Source organism: Mucilaginibacter sabulilitoris (assembly GCF_034262375.1).
GTDB lineage: Bacteria > Bacteroidota > Bacteroidia > Sphingobacteriales > Sphingobacteriaceae > Mucilaginibacter > Mucilaginibacter sabulilitoris.
Window position 1 is genome coordinate 7,278,454 of record NZ_CP139558.1, and the last position, 18,320, is coordinate 7,296,773.

Here is an 18,320-nt window from a genome sequence, read left to right on the forward strand (position 1 = left end):
TACAAGATGCTCGTTCAACAACAAAAGATCCATTTTAGCGCGTTTTCGGGCTTATATGACCTGATCGTTCCTAAAGACAATCTTCTGCGGAAGATCAATGACCTGGTAGATTTTACCTTTATCTATGATGAACTGATCAGCAAATACAGCATTACTAACGGCCGGGCAGCAGAAAGCCCTGTACGGATGTTCAAGTATCTGTTGTTGAAAACGGTTTATACGGTTTCAGACGTTGATGTGGTTGAGCGTTCGCAGTATGATATGTCTTTCAAATATTTCCTTGATATGTCGCCTGAAGAAGAAGTTATTGATCCCAGTTCATTAACAAAGTTCAGAAAGCTGCGGCTAAAGGATAATGATCTGTTAAACCTGCTCATTGGTAAAACGGTCGCTATCGCTATTGAAAAAGGGGTCATCCGGTCCAGATCCATCATTGTTGATGCTACGCATTCCCTGTCACGGTCAAACCCATATTCAGCATTGGAAGTATTGCGGGAACGCTCGAAACTGCTCCGCAAAGCGGTATATGCTATCGATGAAGACATGAAGGCCGGTATGCCTGAAAAGAACACAACTGACGAACTGGAAAAGGAACTGGCTTATTGCAGCGCGCTGGAAAAGCACATCGAAGCTGATCAAACGTTAAGCCAGATACCTGCGGTGAAGGAAAAGCTGAACCTGCTGAAGGAAACGGTAGCGGATACGCAGGATCATTATACATTATCTAAAGACAGGGATGCCAAAACAGGGCATAAATCAGCTGACAACTCATTCTTTGGTTACAAGACCCATCTGGCGATGACCGAAGAACGCATCATTACCGCTGCGGTAGTAACATCAGGTGAAAAAGGTGATGGGCCGGAACTTCCCAAGCTTCTGGAGATCAGTCAGAACAACGGCATTGAAGTAGAAAGGATCATCGGCGATTCGGCTTATTCAGGAAAAGAGAACCTTGCGTTAATGAACGGACAGGATATTAAGGTGGTAGCCAAACTAAACCCAACCATTACCCAGGGGTTTAGAAAAGAAGAAGATAAGTTCAATTATAACAAAGACGCTGATATGTTCGTTTGCCCTGCAGGGCATTTGTCCATACGAAAATCAAGACAGGGAAAAAAGAACGTTGGAACAAATCAGACAGACACGTATTACTTTGATGTTGAAAAATGCAAAATCTGCCCATTTAGGGAGGGTTGCTACAAACCTGGGGCAAAAACCAAGACCTATTCTGTAAGCATAAAGTCAGACCTGCACCAACAACAGATGGCTTTTCAGGAAACGACACAATATAAGGAAAGCATCAAACACAGGTATAAGATCGAAGCCAAAAACAGTGAACTAAAAAACGTTCATGGTTATGACCGGGCGATAGCTTATGGTATCGAAAACATGCAGATGCAGGGCGCATTGGCCATCTTTACTGTCAATCTGAAAAGGATCATCAAACTGATCGCCTAAAAAACAATAAAAAGAGGTATTTAGCCGTTTTTTGCACTCCCCAAACTCCTATAGGCCCGTATTATCCACATTAAATCACCCACACAAAAGCAATCAGAACAAAAAAGCGACCAAGTAAAAGTTGCCTTTTCTCTTGATCGCTTTTCGTAATTCGTTTTATTGCACTACTTTTTCAGTGCCCTCCAAAAAATGAACACCTTTGCAAAGGTCAGCTTTCGCCGTAAAACGACAAAGATGTCTGCAAACGTCGACGGCTTGCCAAATACCATCATTGTTACTGCCAAAACCAGTCTGATAGACCGGCTAAAGGCAAAACTATGTGAATATTGCGGCGCAACGAATGATCTGGAAATGCATCATGTCAGGAAACTTAAGGACCTGAAAGGACGACAACCATGGGAAAAACTGATGATCGCACGAAGAAGAAAGACCCTTGCGGTCTGCCATTCCTGTCATCAAAAGATACACCACGGAAAAATGGACTGAAGATACTGTGGAAAGCCGTATGCGCTGAGAGGTGCACGTACGGTTTGGAGGAAAGCTCTCGGAAACCTATTTTAGTAATAAAACAAGGCGCCGGGGGCTCATCCTACGATTGAAACAAGAGGCATTGGCTATCGCGCTTGGTGAGGAATGGAGTCAGAAAAAAGTATCGTTGCTTGAACAAAAAGAAGTCATTGAGGAAAATCTCTTAAATCAGGTTGCTGAAATACTAAAGGTACCAGTAGAAGCAATTAAGAACTTCAGTGAGGATAGTGTCCTCAATATCATATCGAATACTTTTACAAGTACAGACACTTCGACTTTAAACGCCATAAATTATCAACCGACCTTTCATCCATTAGATAAAGTAATAGAGTTGTTTGAGGAAAATAAAAGGCTTTACGAACAACTTTTAGCGAGCGAACGAGAAAAGGTAGAAATACTGAAAAGTAAAGGTTAAAATCAATAGGGTATTTTTTAACAATACAAATCGTTCAAAGCTTTAGCAGATCAAACTGTTATTTCATGCGTAACCAATTTTGAACGCCATGAAAGTAACTATCAGAAAACATGCTCTTACAAGGGGGCGTCACCGCCTGTTTTTGGACTACTACCAGCTAATCCTAAACCCAAAAACAAAAAGCAGACTGGCTACGAGAACCTTTAACTCTTCGTATTCGACCATCCGGAAACTCCCGCGGAAAGAAATCTACCTTAAGTGGAAATCGAACCATAAAAATAGGACTTAAACCCTCCGTAATTCAAAAAACAGACCAAATTTAGAAACGGTATAAAATTAAAATAGTAAAAGTCGAACCACTTTTTACTGCGCGCTAACAGTCTGCTTATGAGATTCTTATGTGTATAAAAAAAGGAAACACGCTTGGTTGCATGTTTCCTTAAGTGACCTTGGGACTCGAACCAAAATTGTCATTAACTTCTTGGTTTATAGCCTTACTCTCTAATACCATCAAAAAACGTCAAAAGATGAACTAAGTGTTCGATTGGAATCCCCCTCTGCCTGCCAAGTAATCTACATTGAGGGGTCCCTTCAGATCCTGCATGCTGTGCCGATTCCGCACGGCACATGTTCGTTTCCGATACAACCCTGGGGAGTAATTATAGAATAAGTATTTAAATATCAATTAATTATATTTTAGGCACTTGTTTAGCTAATCTGTGGTATCCTGCTATAATTTAGTGTCACCTCCAACTTATCCGTGTATGCTGACCAATTATTTTAAACTCGCATTCCGCTGCCTGGCCTCAAAAAAAGGTTTTACGGCGTTGAATATTTCGGGCTTAGCGATCGGGCTAACCATTTGTTTACTCATTGTTCTTTACGTTTGGGATGAATCGGGTTACGACCGCTATAATTTAAAAGCAGACCGCATATACCGGGCAGAACTTACTGCAAAATATGGCAATAATACGAATACCTATGCCGCAGTACAAAGCGCTTTGGCGGGCACGGCTAAAAGCGACTTCCCCGCGGTGGAACAGGCAGCCCGGTTAAGACCAATAATCTACGAGCAGCCGAGCGGCTTTCGAATTAAAAAGGGTAATGCCACCCTACGGGAAACCCGGATCATTTATGCCGACCCGACCTTATTTGAGGTATTTACTTTACCTATCGCAGTAGGCGATCACGCTACGGCTTTAAAGCCACCTTTTACCGCTGTACTCACCGAAACCGCCGCCAGGAAATACTTTGGCAGCAAGCCCGCCGTAGGTAGCACATTAATACTGAACGATACCCTTAATTATAAGGTGACTGCGGTGATCAAAGATGTTCCCAGACAAAGCCATTTTAATTACGATATTTTCTTGTCTATGGCTTCGCTGGCCGACAGTCACAATCCGAATTGGGGCGGCGGAGGCTATAATACCTACCTGTTATTGCGCCCCGGCGCCGATCCGGACCTGCTCGCGCGGCAATTCACCGCCCTCGCTATGAAGAACAGCAGTTCCTGGATGGGCAAAAATGATTATGTGAAGATTGCACTAAGGCCGCTCACGGACATTCACCTTACTTCTAATTTACAACAGGAACTTGGCGCCAATGGGAACGGGCAATACGTAAAGGTATTTTCCATTATCGCGCTTTTTATCCTGCTCATCGGTTGCGTCAATTTCATGAATCTGTCAACTGCCAGGTCAGTTGGCCGGGCCCGCGAAGTGGGCGTGCGAAAAGTACTGGGCTCAGGCCGCATGGCGTTGGTACTCCAATTTTTGAGTGAATCCACCTTGATGGCGCTGATCGCCACTGTGATCGCTACTCTGTCCGCCTGGTTGTTGTTGCCCTTATTCAACCAGGTATGGGGCAAACAGCTGGCATTCGATCTGCCTGTTTTGACCCGACTAATTCCTGCAGCCTTGCTCACAGTGATCGTTGTCGGTCTGCTGGCAGGGGCTTATCCTGCCTTCTTTCTGTCTGCTTTTCAGCCCGCGGAAGTATTGAAGGGCAAGCTATCCACCGGCTTAAAGGGGGCGTTCCTCCGCCGTTCTTTGGTGGTGTTCCAATTTTCGATATCGGTTTTTCTCATCATCGGTACGCTGGTGATTTACGACCAACTGCAATATATACAAACCACTAACCTCGGTTATAACCGTGAACAGGTACTGATCATAAAAAACACCGAAGGCCTGGATAACCGTGCAAAGATACTTAAGCAACAGATTGAACAGTTGAATGGCGTTTCGTCGGCTTCCTTTACCACTTATGTGCCCACAGGGGACTTCAGCAGGCCCATGGCGTTTTTCCCAACCAAAGAAGCCGATATGGGACATAGTATGTTCACCCAGTTCTGGCCGGTAGATGAAGGTTATTTACAAACCCTGGGAATTGAACTAAAAGCCGGCCGCAACTTCTTACCTGGTGTTAAATCAGACTCCTCGGCGGTCATTATCAACGAGACCGCCGCACGTTTTCTTGGTTTTAAGGATCCTCTTAATCGAACAATTTACCGGGGCAGTATGGCGTTGCAGCCTTTCCGGGTTATCGGCGTGGTTAAAGATTTTCACTTTAACACCCTGCGTGAGAATATCACGCCCCTCGTGCTGCATTTATCGGAGGACAAAGGCGCGCTGAATATTAAGATTCATACCACTCATCTTAATGACATCATGCGCAGGCTGAAGCAGACCTGGGCCGGTATTGCGCCAGAACGGGCATTTAATTATACCTTCATGGACGAACAGTTTGATCATGTATACCGTGAAGAGAACCGTATCAGCGAATTATTCCTGATTTTCACTACATTGGCTATCGTCATTGCCTGTTTAGGCCTATTCGGGCTGGCTGCCTATGCCGCTGAACAACGTACCCGCGAAATCAGTATCCGCAAAGTGTTGGGTGCCAGTGTACCCGAACTCGTTAACTTGCTGGTCAATGATTTTCTCAAACCTGTCGGGATTGCTATCCTGATCGCTTCCCCGATGGCCTGGTTCGCTATGCGGCAATGGCTGGAGAATTATGCTTACCATACGACCGTTCAATGGTGGGTGATCGGCGCGGCTGCAGCAGGGGCTCTTTTGATCGCCTTTTTGACAGTTGCCTTCCAGTCTATTAAAGCAGCGACCCTAAATCCTGCAATAGGCTTAAAAGCAGAATAATCATGTTTGGCCCACGGTTCACTATTACACAGGCTGTCCCGATATCTCAAGCAACACGGTATATTGGAAAAAAATATGTGCTCCATGCAGCTAATAAAGCAGCATTGTATCGTTACGGAGGCTTGTTTATTAACAGGTGTGTGCAGAATTTAAATTATATTTAACGATAATGACAAAGAAGTTTTTACTATACCTTATCTTAGTTTTCATTTGCGCGGAACATGTTTTTTCACAGTCACAAAATATTAAAACCAGTGATAAGTTTTCTGCTTTTCAAACAGGGGAACCTGAGGAAGAAGGCTTTTCTTCCACGAAATTAAGCGCTATCTTCCCCTATGTCCGGAATCATCAGGTAAATGTCCACAGCCTTATGATTATAAGGAATAATAAAATCGTCTTTAATGCCAATTTTTATCCTTATACCACGGGCTTGCAACATGATATCGCATCCTGTACAAAATCAATCACCTCTTTATTGGTTGGTATTGCCATAGATAAGGGATTTATCCGCGACGAAAATGAATTAGTCAAAAACTATTTTCCGGAAATTAAGTCATACAGTGAGAACTTCCAGACTTTAACTATAAAAGACTTACTTACCATGACCTCCGGTTTGGATTGCAGGGGAGATAATGAGGAAACTTTATTCTCCGGGCTTTTCAAGGCATCCGATTGGCCGGTATATATTTTTAACATTCCAAGCACAAGTCCCTCTGGGAAACAGTTCTCTTATTGCAGTTGTAATTTCTACCTTCTTGCGGAGATTCTATACCGTTCTACAAAAGTATCTCCCGAAAAATTTGCGGATAAACACCTGTTTAAACCAATGGGGATCAAGAATTTCTATTGGACGAAAAATAATAAAGGTGTTAATTACGGATGGGGAGATCTGGCCATCAAGCCATATGATATGGCAAAAATAGGACGTTTATTATTGAGTAATGGAAAATGGAATGGCGTTCAGCTTATTTCAGAGGATTATATCAGGAAGGCAACTAATATACAAATCCCTTTTAGTGGCGGTAAAGGATATGGTTATGGATTTTGGGTCGATAATGACCATTCTTTTCAGGCTGTAGGCCGGGGCGGGCAAAGAATTCACGTTGATAGGTTATATAATGCCATTGTCATTGCTACCGGCGGTGGTTATAACTGGGATGAAAAAGGAGGATTAGATGAACTTATTGGGCATTCAGTTCATTTGGATGCTTTAAATAAAAATCAACCTGCCGCCGATAGTCTGAAAGCAGCAATTGTCAATGCGGCAAAAATCAACGGCATTCTGCCCGTAGATAATTTGGCAAGCACCCAGCAGGATGTCTTGCCCAACCGTACGATGATCTTAGGAAAAAACAGCCTGAATATTTCGACATTGCGGATCATCACCTCCGGTTATGCTGATACTATATTCAGAATTACCTACTTATCCGGAAAGGTTGTCAATTATCCATTGGGTACAGGAACAAAATATCGTTATTTTAAGGACACTTCTTCGAGCCATGTCTATGCAATCAGAGGTTATTGGAAATCGCAAGATGACTTCGTGGTAGATCTTAATACATTAACAAAAATTAATGACTATAAAATTGATTTCAAGTTAAAAAGTAATCAAGTAATAATTAAAGAAGGAACTCTGCCTATAAATGACACGTTGCGGGTTCACTTTGACGGTAATAAATAAATTTGTTACTCACAAGGCCATACAGTCCGCAATAATTTCCTTTATGACTTCCAAGATTCCATCCAAGTGTTCTAATAGAATCCCATTCACCCTGCAAAACTAAACTAAACCCAGCGATGCTCGGGTTTAGTAGTTTATTACAAATACGCCGCGTTTTAAGGTGTTCGAAATCTCATAAATATCTTTATAAAGTAATCGCAATGGTTTTTATTGATGACAAAACCAACAAAGGCGGGAGCTTGCAGATGCTCTCTGGATAAAAATACCACTCAATTTTTCTTTTTCAAAAACGTGATATCCGCTACTTCCGGTTCTAACGCGCCGGAAAGTGAAATGATGTCACCCACAGTGTTCATATGAAACTGTAGCCTGCCACCTGGTACGCGCGCCCTGAAGATGTCGAAGCTCAGGTGTTCGAAAAAGATCGGTTGCCCATTGTGTGTAGCGTGAAGGGTATCGTTTATGCTGGATATCACAATACTCCCATAAGCCGGGTGCAGGTAAGTACCCGTGTAGTCGTTCAATGGGTGTGTTAACTGAGCCCCGGCCGGGCGTTTTTGTACTGACGCAGGCGAACCAGCCTTTGGTTGCCGTGCCAGGATTAGCCCATTCCAGTTTTTGTAAAGTAACGAGAGCATTTTATCAGCGATTTGGGCTGTAATGATCTCTGCAATGGTCGCGTCGAATTTGTTGACCAGTACGACGATGCCCAGGCTGTCAGTCGGGAAAAAGGATGTCGTAGAAGAATAAAGTGGTAGGTCGCCGCTATGTGTCACCTCGTAGTGCCCCCGGTAAGAGGCGATATTCCAACCGTAGCCATAATCACCAAAGTAACAATCCGGATAAGCCGGCAGACCGGGGCGTGGATGGGAAGGGGCACTCATTTGCGGCGAAGTGGCCTCCCGGATAAACTTTGCGGATAACACCTGCCTCCCCTTGTACTTCCCATCATTGGTCATAGCGATCAACCATTTGGCCATATCATTCACTGATGAATTCATACTGCCCGCAGGATTAGCGCCGTCGCTTCCGGGAGTACCTTTGATGATCGTATCGCCCCTTAATGTATATCCCAAAGAATACTCGGACGATTTATCCAGGTCAGAGATCAGAGAACTGGTACTGCCCATTTCCAACGGGGCTAATATCTTTTCCTTCATGTAGGCTTCCCAGGTCTTTCCGCTCAATTTTTGCACAAGTCCGCCCAGTACAGTGTACATCAGGTTACAATACTTCAGTTCTTCCCGAAAGCCGGCCGAGGGCTCTAAGAACCGGATGCGGTAAACGATGCTATCCATTGATAAGGGCACTTTAGAATGTGTAAGCCAATCGTGCCTGGGCAGCCCGGTGCGGTGAGTAAGCATATCTTTAACCGTCACGTTATTGGTCAGTAAATCGTTGTAAAATACCAGTTCCGGGTAGTAACCATGTACAGGTTTATTAATATCGAGTTTGCCGTCTGTAACGAGTGTGCCAATCAGTTGCCCTGTAAAAGCTTTGGTACAGGAGGCGATGGAAAACACGGTGTTCGGTGTTACTGGCAGCTTTTGCTCAAGGTCCCTATACCCAAATCCGTTAGCGTAGATCACTTTCCCTTTTTCAACCACGGCAACTGCGCAACCCACCACATGCCAGTCGCGAAGAACACGGTTTACCATGGTGTCGATACCTCGCAACCGTGGGTCCTGGCGCAGGTTTTGTCCTTGTGTCCGAAACACAATAAAACAAAGTGCAATTAGTAATAGCACCTTAAAACTTGCTTTTTTTAGAAAGTTATTTATCATCTTATGGGTCGAATTGAGGGCTTTTCGGTGCATTTGCCCCCAATAAAGGCCGCGGCCAAACGCAAGATGTTTAAAAGAATCAAAACGTGACAGCAGCCGATGTTTTTGCGGGCTTTGTGAGAATATTTTTCAATCAAAAATAATGCTTTCTATAGCGGAAAAATAGAACAGAATTAACCCGACTCCTACAGAATGTACCGGATCATTCATTCCGGTCTTAAAATTTCAGTCCGTAATTTGTTTGTATATTGAGGCATGCAAATATTCAAAGAAGGCCATCACATCAGCCGCGTGATCGATAGTGTGCAGCCGCCGGATTTTATTGCCAGTCGTACTTTACTCTCGCCCGAAGATTTTAATGGTGCGCGTCATTACCACGATAACGCTCACTTCAGTTTTGTGTTGAGGGGTGGTTGCGCGGAAGTTAAACGTACTCACTACGAGCGCCTGCCCGGAAGCATAACCTGGTATGAAGCCGGCGAACCACATCAAATGACCAAAGTCAAGACTCCTTCCTATCATGTTAATTTTGAATTGCCGGAAAACTTTTTTACAACTTATGGCATAAAGGAAAGCGCTATAGGGCACGCACTAAAAGTGCATCCCGGGGCTGGGATTATGATGGTGAGAACTTATAATGAATTAGACAAACCGGATGTTCATTCCGAAGACGCATTGCGGATGCTGCTGCTTGGATTGATTCAGGGCCAAGCTAAGCTGGAAGCGTCAGGGATTCCGGCATGGGTAAAAATCGTACAGGAACTATTAAACGACAAGTGGAACGAAAACATCACGCTTGCAGAATTATCAATAGCTTGCGGCATCCATCCGGTTACGATATCCAGGTATTTTCCCGTGTACTTTTCTTTCACCTTCGGTCAGTATTGCCGCATGCTAAAAGTACGCCACGCCATCAGTATGATTCGTTTAAAGCGGACCAATTTATTTGAAGTGGCATATGCATGCGGATTTTCTGATCAAAGTCATTTTATTCGCAACTTCAAAGCATACACCGGCATACTTCCGGCGACATGGCAAAAAATATAATCAATATGAAAAAGGTAAGGGAAGTCTTATTTATCAGGGGAAGTGAGTTCAGGATGGTATCCTGATAAGTACAATATACAGGTAAAGATCAAGGGCAACTCCTTATTGGGATATGCCCTTGTTTTTTATAATAGAATCTAATTTTGAAAATCCGATAATGCCAAAATAAGAATCAATGGCCTTGAACAGCGGATGCGGCCTTGCGGATTACGTCGATAACAATTTCGGGATTTGAAAGCATCGGTACATGGCTGCTTTCAACTTCTGTAATTGTTGCCCCCATACGTTTAGAAACCCACCGTTGCAAATCGGGATGGACGGTATGATCCTGGGTGCACAAAATATACCAACTTGGCTTAGTACCCCAAGGTGTACCTGTGATTTTTTGTTGGTGGAATAGGTCGTAAACAGGAGCGTAATGGGTAGCCCACACCAATTTTTGTTCTTCCGCGGAAAGATCACCAGCGAAAAATTCGGTACCATTAGGGAGCATCCAGGCGCGTCCATCGGCTACCTCTACGCGTGTGAAGATGTCTGAGGGGTACTTATCAAGCTGTTCCTGTACCGTTTCGCCAATATCTGGTGCTACGGCGGCTATATAGACAAGGCCAACAACACGGTCGTCCATACCGGAAGCTGTAATGGTGGCACCGCCGTAAGAATGCCCTACGAGGATAACGGGACTGCCAACACGGTTCAGCGTCCGCTTTACCGTCGCTACGTCTTCTTCGAACGAATCCAGACCATATTGAACTGCGATCACTTCATGCCCATCGGCTTGCAGCGCAGGGATCACTTTGCTGAAACATGAGCCATCTGCCCAGATGCCATGGCAGAAAACGATTGTGGGTTTCTTTGTAGAAGTCATTTGTTTTTAGTTTCCATAAAGATAAAAACGGCGATTCCTACAAAAGTTAACCAAAGTTAACTTTTACGTTTTGAGATCCTTTTTCTTATCCTGCACAGGGACTGGAATTCTATACCGAGAAAAGATGATATTTCCTTTAGTGGCACGATATTGAACATTTCAGGTGCTTCACTCATCAGCTTCAGGTAGCGTTCTTCCGGGGACAGGTCATAATAGCCTAAAAATCTTTCTTCTACAAGTTTATATACATATTCGGCAAACAGCCTACCAACTTTGCCCCATTCGGCAGAAGCATTGTATAGCTGCTGAAGTTCATCGTAGGTTATAGAGATGATTCTTGCATCTGTGATAGCTTCAATATAATGATCACATGGAATTTGTTGAACGAAGCTTATGAATGAGACGAGTGGCTGTCCGGGCGAATGGAAAAAGGCATTCCTTTGTTCGCCATTATCATCTATTTTATAGGTGCGGAAGTATCCTTCTATTATGAAGGCCGATGTCCTGCAAATCCGGCCTCTTTTACTAAAGCTTTCCCCTTTACTTAGGTTTTTTGCTTGCCACATACTTGTTGAAAGGGCAAAAGCCTCTTCCGATAAATTACAGCACATGCCCAAAAATTCCCTTGCCACATGCAGGTTATCCATAATCAATATTTTAAAGCTTGATTGGTAACAGGTTAAGACATTTATATAAAAAGCAAAGGGTCGGCTCTATTATGATCTTTTGAAAAAGAACAAGCTCCGATTCCAGACCATTAAGATACAAATTAAGACGCTAATAATGATTAGGATCAAGTTTTCCTGTAAATTAACGTTGAAATAAAACCAGGGTGCAGCTACTTCCTATCAAATCTGCGGATGTCTTTCGCCTTATCAAAGGTTGCCAGACAACTATCCAGCGGTCTGCCTTGTTTATAAATGCAGTCGCAGAAAATTTCGCAAGCCGCGGGGTTTTTGCTGGAAGCGCATTGATTTCTGCATTCAGCTTCAGAGTTGCCCGGTATTATTTCATATAAATAGAAAGTACCGACAATGATAAAGGCCACGACGGCGAAGGAGCCTCCAAAAAATATGATCCGAAGGCGCTTACCCAAAGGCCTTTTCAACACCGGAGGCTTTGTTTCGGACAGCTTAAACGGCAAAATGTGTTTTAAACGGTCATAATCCCAAATTAATAAAAACAAGCTTGCCAAAAACATCATCGTAACGAGCCGGGTACCGTCAAAACGGGTAGCATAAGTCAGCACACAAATATTAACGATGATGGGAAAATACATTAATGCACCGATAAGGGAAGTTCTCGGGATCAGTAATAATATAGCTGTTATGATTTGAACAATTCCGATAAAGATATAGTAATATCCCGTCAGATGTAAGGCATCGAAGTAATGTCCTAAAGGGTTGTTTGGCGGCAGGCCGGCGGCGAATCGTTCTCCCATGATCTTAACGAAACCCGCTGGAATAAAGCTCGCTGCTAAAGCGATGCGGCAAAAAACAGCAAAGCGTTTAATCCATTCGTCAGCCTTTGCCTCATGGTATAACTCTTCAATTCTATTCATGTTTTTTACGAGGGATAATTTTACTTAGGAGAAAATGAAGAACTAATGCTATGACAGTCCAGTATAAAGCACAGGCAAGTGCCCGAATCGGTGGTGCCGGATCCGGATCGTTGAATATTGGTGCCAAAGGTCCTACCAAAACAATTCTGACAGGATATATGATTGTGGCTATGGTGCGCTTCCAGGCTATTGGTGAGCCAGTTCCAGGGAACCACTCGCCGTTTACAGGTTGCAACAGTAAATTAGAGATAACCTGAAAGGCAAACGCCGAAACCAGAAAGATGATAACAAATTTAGTTCTTGAAATCTTCATACTATTGAGTTTTGTAATAAATAAAAGCACTTTGAAATACAAAGTTAAATAAGTCACTTTGTATTTCAAAGTATTTAAAGAAAATTTATTATGGCTCTTAACCTAAGGCTCAAGTTATAGCAACAATTTGCCTTTTAGTAATTTAGTAATATTATAGTTTTCCCATATAAAAAAGGCAGCTAACAAAAAGGTAATACAGTCTTAAAATCATTTTATCATATAAGTGTTATACTTATCCAATAAAACTGATGGCCCTTATCCCTTTTCCTATAAATACATTTAATCACTTCCAGGGTTGCCTGCCTGACATACTGGATGAGGAAATATCACGGACATCAATTCGGCTCAGGTTGCACAATAACCCGCAAACAGACGAAGAACGTAAGTTATACCAGGAGGAACTTGACAGGCTAAGTGCCCTAAAATATATTAGCCAGCTACGAAAAGGAAAAATAAGCAGGGATGATTTCGACCAAAAGGTTGAACTAACTGCTTTGTAGGAAACGAAGTATAAATAAGTATTGCTTTTTTAGTGCATTCAAAAAGGTGATTCATCATCCATACGCTTTTAAACTTAAATACTTTTCAGCGTTAATAGCTGCCATACAACCTATACCCCCTGCCATCACTGCCTGGCGGTAAACATGGTCCTGGGCATTGCCACAGGCAAAAACACCTTCAATATTTGTCCTGCTTGATCCGGGCTGGGTGATTATATAACCATTTTCATCCATATCGATCCAGCTTTTGAATATTCCGGATACCGCCGGGCTAACGTGTATTACCGCCTGCCTCTTTGTTGTATTTGTTTCTATATTCCAAAGGAGATATCCCTGTATTTTTTTTAAACACCTCACGAAATGCTTTCACATCCGAATAACCCACCTCATACATCACTTCATTGATAGTTTTGCGGCTGGTTTCCAAAGCTTTTTTGGCCGATTCAATTTTTACCCTGGTCGCATATTCAACAGGTGTGTTTCCGGTTGCCTTAATGAACCTCCGGTCAAAGTTCCGCCGGCCAATCGCAAAATTAGCAGACAGGTCTTCAACGGATAGTTTTTCGTGCAGTTTATTTTCGATATAGATCTGGGCCTGTTCAACCATCACGTCCCCATGTAATTTTTGCCCAGTAAAAATTGAAAATGCCGACTGGCTGTTCCTATCCACCTCTATCTGGAAAATCTTGGAGCAATAAATCGCCGTTTGCCGGTCATAATATTTCTCCACCAGGTAAATCATCAGGTTCAGGAATGAATACGCCCCACCATTAGTATAAATTCCCTTCTCGTCCGTGATCAACTGGTCTGTTTGCAAGTTAACTTTTGGAAATTGCTGTCTGAAGGCATCTGCGTGCGCCCAATGGGTAGAGCAACTCCTACCATCCAATAAACCTGAAGACGCCAGCATAAACGCGCCGGAGCACATACTTGCTATATCGGCGCCACTTTTATATTGTTTCCTCATCCACTCCATCAATAATTCATTTTCCTGTCCTGTATTTTGATAAAATGGAACCGATGAAGGGATAACAATAAGGTCGGTTTTGGAGATTGATGAAATGTTGATCTGCGGTTGCACTATAAACATACCACCATAAAGCGTTTCACTTTTTGAAACGCCGGCAAGTTCTACAGTAAACAAATCCTTTTTTCCTGCTTCCCGGCAGTAGGCATTTGCCGCGGTAAACATTTCAAATATACCGGCTATACAAGCTATTGTGCTGTAATTGCTATGCGCCTGAGGAAAAATGATGGTCAGGTGTTTCATACATTTTTTTTGTAAAGATATGCAGAACATCATGTCCAAATCAACCCATCATAAAGTCCATACTACACCCCATTAAGGCATTATTTAGACAATACATTTAACCTGTATGAAAAGATTAGAAAATAAGTTGTCGTTATATATGGAAACGGCATAATGATCATAAAACTAAACAGACCAATATGAATAATTACGAAAAATTCTTCCAACTCCATCATCAGGAAAAACCATTTATAATTGCAAATGCATGGAATGTAAAAAGTGCGCAAATAATAGAAAATAACGGATATGATGCTGTTGCGACATCAAGCGGAGCTATTGCAAATTCATTAGGTTACGAGGACGGCGAAAAAATCCCTTTTAGCGAGTTGTTTTATATAGTTCAAAGAATAAAATCTTGTACAAGTATTCCCTTATCTGTTGATCTGGAAACCGGATACGCTAATGATTTGACCAAATTGAACGATAATATCCAAAAACTGATTGACATAGGCGTAGTGGGTATCAATCTGGAAGATGCCCAGGGAGAAGAAATATATTTGAAAAAGTTAAATAGTATTAAAAACTATTTAACAAAAAACAATCAGGCGCTTTTTATAAATGCAAGAACAGATGGCTTTTTACAGAAGCTGGATTCACCGTTCGAAAGGATTTTGAAAAGAGCGAAGTTATATGAAGATGCAGGTGCCGACGGATTATTTGTTACGGCTGTTCAGGATGCTGCCTTAATTAAAGAAATTACTTCATCGGTCTCACTACCGGTAAATGTAGTTGGTGTACCTAAGCTTTCATCTATCGAAACACTATCAAACTGCGGAGTAAAGAGGATTAGTATGGCGGTCTTTTTATACAAAAAAACCTATAATCAGTTGGAAAATGTTGTAAGGGATATTAATACAGAACAGTCACTCGCACCTTTATTTTAGTGGCCTCTGGAAAATGATAATAACAATGTTCCCCAAACAAGTTATTTGTAAAGATAACGACCTTGTTTCCATCTTATTGCGCGGAAAAAAATATAGTTAAAAAACTGTTTTTTTCTACATTATACCTCATATTTTTGGTTTTGTGCATCTCAAAAAACCATCAATATGATACCAGAAAACAAGCTCAGGGCAGAAAATATTAACACATATGCAATCGGCTTTCAGGAGATTGACAGATCAAAGTTTATGGATGTTGGGGGCAAGGGTGCTAACCTGGGCGAGCTGTCCAAAATCGCGGGGATACAGGTACCTGGGGGCTTTTGCGTTAGCACCGAAGCATATAAAAAAATAACCGAAAATAACCAGGAACTTAACACTTTGCTGGATAAACTTACACACCTTAAGACGGAAGACAGGCAAAATATCAGCGAAATCAGCGCAAAAATCCGTATGTCCATCGAAAACATGTCTATTGCTGAGGATATAACCGCAGAGATTACAGGTTATCTCGCAAAATTTCATAAAAATGATGCCTTTGCTGTAAGGTCAAGCGCTACAGCGGAAGACCTGCCGACGGCATCATTTGCTGGTCAGCAGGATACGTATTTGAACATCATTGGCAAGAATGCAATCCTAAAGCATATCAGCAAATGCTGGGCGTCGCTATTTACCGATAGAGCAGTAATTTACCGTATTCAAAATAGCTTTGATCACCGTAAAGTCCAGTTATCTGTGGTTGTTCAGCAAATGGTTTTCCCGCAGGCGGCGGGAATTTTATTCACCGCCGATCCAGTTACTTCTAACAGAAAAGTGTTATCCATTGATGCCAGTTTCGGACTTGGTGAGGCAATGGTTTCCGGTCTGGTGAATGCCGATCTTTATAAAGTATGTAACGGCAACATCATAGATAAGAAGATATCCGCCAAGAAACTGGCTATTTATGCCTTAAAAGATGGCGGTACTAAAGAACAGGAGATTGAGTCCGGGCAGCAAAATAAACAAACGCTGACGGATGAGCAGATTTTACAGTTGGAGCACATCGGTAGAAAGATCGAAGAACATTTCGGCCGCCCTCAGGACATCGAATGGTGTTTAGCAGAAAATCTATTTTATATTGTCCAGAGCCGGCCGATCACTACTTTATACCCTGTTCCTGAGGCAAATGACGAGGAGAATCACGTGTATGTATCTGTCGGCCATCAGCAAATGATGACTGATGCCATGAAACCATTGGGGTTATCTTTTTTCCTGTTAACGACCGCTGCCCACATGCGTACGGCTGGTGGAAGGTTGTTTGTTGATGTTACACAAATGCTGGCTTCACCCGCCGGCAGAAACACGTTAATAAACGTTCTTGGAAAATCAGATCCCATCATAAAAGACGCACTTACAACCATCATCGAACGGGGAGATTTTATAAAATTGTTAGAGGATGAAAAACAAGAATCGGGTCCGGCTAAAAACACTAAAAGTGTGCCGCATAGGGATTTTCAGGCACTAAAGGACTACAACCCAACAATCGTTTCTGATTTGATCAGGAGCAGTCAAACATGGATAGAATCGTTAAAACAAAACATCCAGCTGAAATCAGGATCTGATCTTTTTGATTTTATCCTGGAGGACATCCAGCAATTAAAGAAAACTTCAGCTGACTCAGAAAGCTTTGGTGTGGTTATGACCGGGATGAATGCTTCGTCATGGATCAATGAAAAAATGAACGAATGGTTAGGTGAGAAAAATGCGGCAGATATGCTTGCCCAATCTGTGCCAAATAATATTACTTCGGAAATGGGCCTGGAACTATTGGATGTTGCTGACGTGATCCGCCCTTATCCAGCCGTAATTAAATATTTGCAACAGGCAAAATATGATAACTTTTTGGACAGACTAATTCAATTTGACGGTGGGCAGGAAATCCGGGGCGCTATTGATACTTATCTCAACAAATACGGAATGCGATGTGCAGGGGAAATTGACATTACGAAAACCCGTTGGAGCGAAAAACCAGCTATACTTGTCCCTTTGATTCTCAGTAACATCAGAAACTTTGAGCCTAATGCCGGAAAGCAAAAATTTGAGCGGGGCCGGCAGGAAGCTCTAAATAAGGAACAGGAGTTATTGGATAGATTGAAGCAATTACCGGATGGCGAACAAAAAGCCCGGGACACGAAACGAATGATCGACCTGATCAGGAATTTTGCCGGTTATCGTGAATATCCAAAATACGGAATAATTAGTCGCTATTTTGTTTATAAGCAAGCTTTACTTAAAGAGGCCGAACATCTCGTAAAAGCCAATATCATTCATGAAAAAGAAGATATATACTATCTCACTTTTGAAGACCTTCGCGAGGTTGTAAGTACTCATAAACTGGACTACCAGATCATCAGCAAGCGAAAAGAGGAGTATAAATTATATGAAAAATTAACTCCCCCACGTGTGATCACATCCGATGGTGAGATTATTACAGGCAGGTACAAACGAGAAAACCTCCCCGCCGGGGCTATTATTGGGCTGCCTGTTTCTTCCGGAGTAATAGAGGGACGGGGCCGTGTTATTGTAAACATGGAAGATGCCAATCTGGAAGAAGGGGATATATTAGTCACCTCCTTTACCGACCCGAGCTGGACACCATTGTTTGTGTCTATAAAAGGCCTGGTCACCGAAGTTGGCGGACTAATGACACATGGAGCAGTTATTGCACGTGAATATGGCTTACCGGCAGTTGTGGGAGTGGAGAATGCAACCAAACTGATCAAAGACGGACAGCGAATCCGGGTGAACGGAACAGACGGATATATAGAAATACTATAATGG

General features: G+C 42.6%; 16 protein-coding genes. 10 read left to right on the forward strand and 6 right to left on the reverse strand.

All coding sequences use genetic code 11. From position 1 onward, the window contains the following. The first annotated feature begins 6 nt into the window (after positions 1-6). The 5 genes from SNE25_RS30710 (at position 7) to SNE25_RS30730 (ending at position 7,237) form a co-directional block, all read left to right on the forward strand. On the forward strand, positions 7-1,458 hold the full coding sequence (locus SNE25_RS30710) for an IS1182 family transposase (RefSeq protein ID WP_321562826.1): 1,452 nt from the start codon (positions 7-9) through the stop codon (positions 1,456-1,458). 234 nt (positions 1,459-1,692) lie between these two features. Further along, the gene (locus SNE25_RS30715) at positions 1,693-1,944 is read left to right on the forward strand and encodes an HNH endonuclease (protein WP_321562827.1); all 252 of its coding nucleotides are present in this window, start codon (positions 1,693-1,695) and stop codon (positions 1,942-1,944) included. A gap of 109 nt (positions 1,945-2,053) precedes the next feature. Continuing rightward, entirely contained in the window at positions 2,054-2,401 is a 348-nt protein-coding gene (locus SNE25_RS30720) for a transcriptional regulator (protein WP_321562828.1), read from the forward strand. 764 nt (positions 2,402-3,165) lie between these two features. Continuing rightward, on the forward strand, positions 3,166-5,556 hold the full coding sequence (locus SNE25_RS30725) for an ABC transporter permease (protein ID WP_321562829.1): 2,391 nt from the start codon (positions 3,166-3,168) through the stop codon (positions 5,554-5,556). 169 nt (positions 5,557-5,725) lie between these two features. Then, on the forward strand, positions 5,726-7,237 hold the full coding sequence (locus SNE25_RS30730) for a serine hydrolase domain-containing protein (protein WP_321562830.1): 1,512 nt from the start codon (positions 5,726-5,728) through the stop codon (positions 7,235-7,237). A gap of 269 nt (positions 7,238-7,506) precedes the next feature. Here the strand turns inward: SNE25_RS30730 and SNE25_RS30735 are convergent, their stop codons facing one another. Then, positions 7,507-9,021: a serine hydrolase gene (locus SNE25_RS30735; RefSeq protein ID WP_321562831.1), complete on the reverse strand. Its 1,515-nt coding sequence runs from the start codon at positions 9,019-9,021 to the stop codon at positions 7,507-7,509. Between the two features lie 255 nt (positions 9,022-9,276). On the opposite strand from SNE25_RS30735, the gene SNE25_RS30740 reads away from it, so the two are divergent. After that, complete coding sequence (locus SNE25_RS30740; RefSeq protein ID WP_321562832.1) at positions 9,277-10,068, forward strand: helix-turn-helix domain-containing protein; 792 nt, start codon at positions 9,277-9,279, stop codon at positions 10,066-10,068. Positions 10,069-10,240: 172 nt separating this feature from the next. On the opposite strand, the gene SNE25_RS30745 is transcribed toward SNE25_RS30740, so the two are convergent. From SNE25_RS30745 to SNE25_RS30755, 3 genes are all read right to left on the reverse strand, one after another. Further along, positions 10,241-10,936, reverse strand: coding sequence for an alpha/beta hydrolase (locus tag SNE25_RS30745; protein WP_321562833.1), 696 nt, complete (start codon positions 10,934-10,936; stop codon positions 10,241-10,243). Between the two features lie 56 nt (positions 10,937-10,992). After that, positions 10,993-11,583: a Crp/Fnr family transcriptional regulator gene (locus SNE25_RS30750; protein ID WP_321562834.1), complete on the reverse strand. Its 591-nt coding sequence runs from the start codon at positions 11,581-11,583 to the stop codon at positions 10,993-10,995. A gap of 191 nt (positions 11,584-11,774) precedes the next feature. After that, on the reverse strand, positions 11,775-12,497 hold the full coding sequence (locus tag SNE25_RS30755) for a hypothetical protein (protein ID WP_321562835.1): 723 nt from the start codon (positions 12,495-12,497) through the stop codon (positions 11,775-11,777). Positions 12,498-12,547: 50 nt separating this feature from the next. On the opposite strand from SNE25_RS30755, the gene SNE25_RS30760 reads away from it, so the two are divergent. Further along, a complete protein-coding gene (locus SNE25_RS30760; RefSeq protein ID WP_321562836.1) occupies positions 12,548-12,754 on the forward strand; it encodes a hypothetical protein in 207 nt (68 codons plus the stop codon). Positions 12,755-13,058: 304 nt separating this feature from the next. Next, positions 13,059-13,310, forward strand: coding sequence for a hypothetical protein (locus tag SNE25_RS30765; RefSeq protein WP_321562837.1), 252 nt, complete (start codon positions 13,059-13,061; stop codon positions 13,308-13,310). Positions 13,311-13,364: 54 nt separating this feature from the next. Here the strand turns inward: SNE25_RS30765 and SNE25_RS30770 are convergent, their stop codons facing one another. Together SNE25_RS30770 and SNE25_RS30775 are read right to left on the reverse strand one after the other, a co-directional pair. Further along, a complete protein-coding gene (locus tag SNE25_RS30770) occupies positions 13,365-13,544 on the reverse strand; it encodes a hypothetical protein (protein ID WP_321562838.1) in 180 nt (59 codons plus the stop codon). Positions 13,545-13,581: 37 nt separating this feature from the next. Beyond that, complete coding sequence (locus SNE25_RS30775; RefSeq protein WP_321562839.1) at positions 13,582-14,580, reverse strand: GlxA family transcriptional regulator; 999 nt, start codon at positions 14,578-14,580, stop codon at positions 13,582-13,584. A gap of 179 nt (positions 14,581-14,759) precedes the next feature. Between SNE25_RS30775 and SNE25_RS30780 the strand changes: the two genes are divergently transcribed. Together SNE25_RS30780 and ppsA are read left to right on the forward strand one after the other, a co-directional pair. After that, positions 14,760-15,503: an isocitrate lyase/PEP mutase family protein gene (locus SNE25_RS30780; RefSeq protein ID WP_321562840.1), complete on the forward strand. Its 744-nt coding sequence runs from the start codon at positions 14,760-14,762 to the stop codon at positions 15,501-15,503. A 165-nt stretch (positions 15,504-15,668) separates the two neighbouring features. Beyond that, entirely contained in the window at positions 15,669-18,317 is a 2,649-nt protein-coding gene (gene ppsA, locus SNE25_RS30785; protein ID WP_321562841.1) for a phosphoenolpyruvate synthase, read from the forward strand. Positions 18,318-18,320 lie beyond the last annotated feature (3 nt).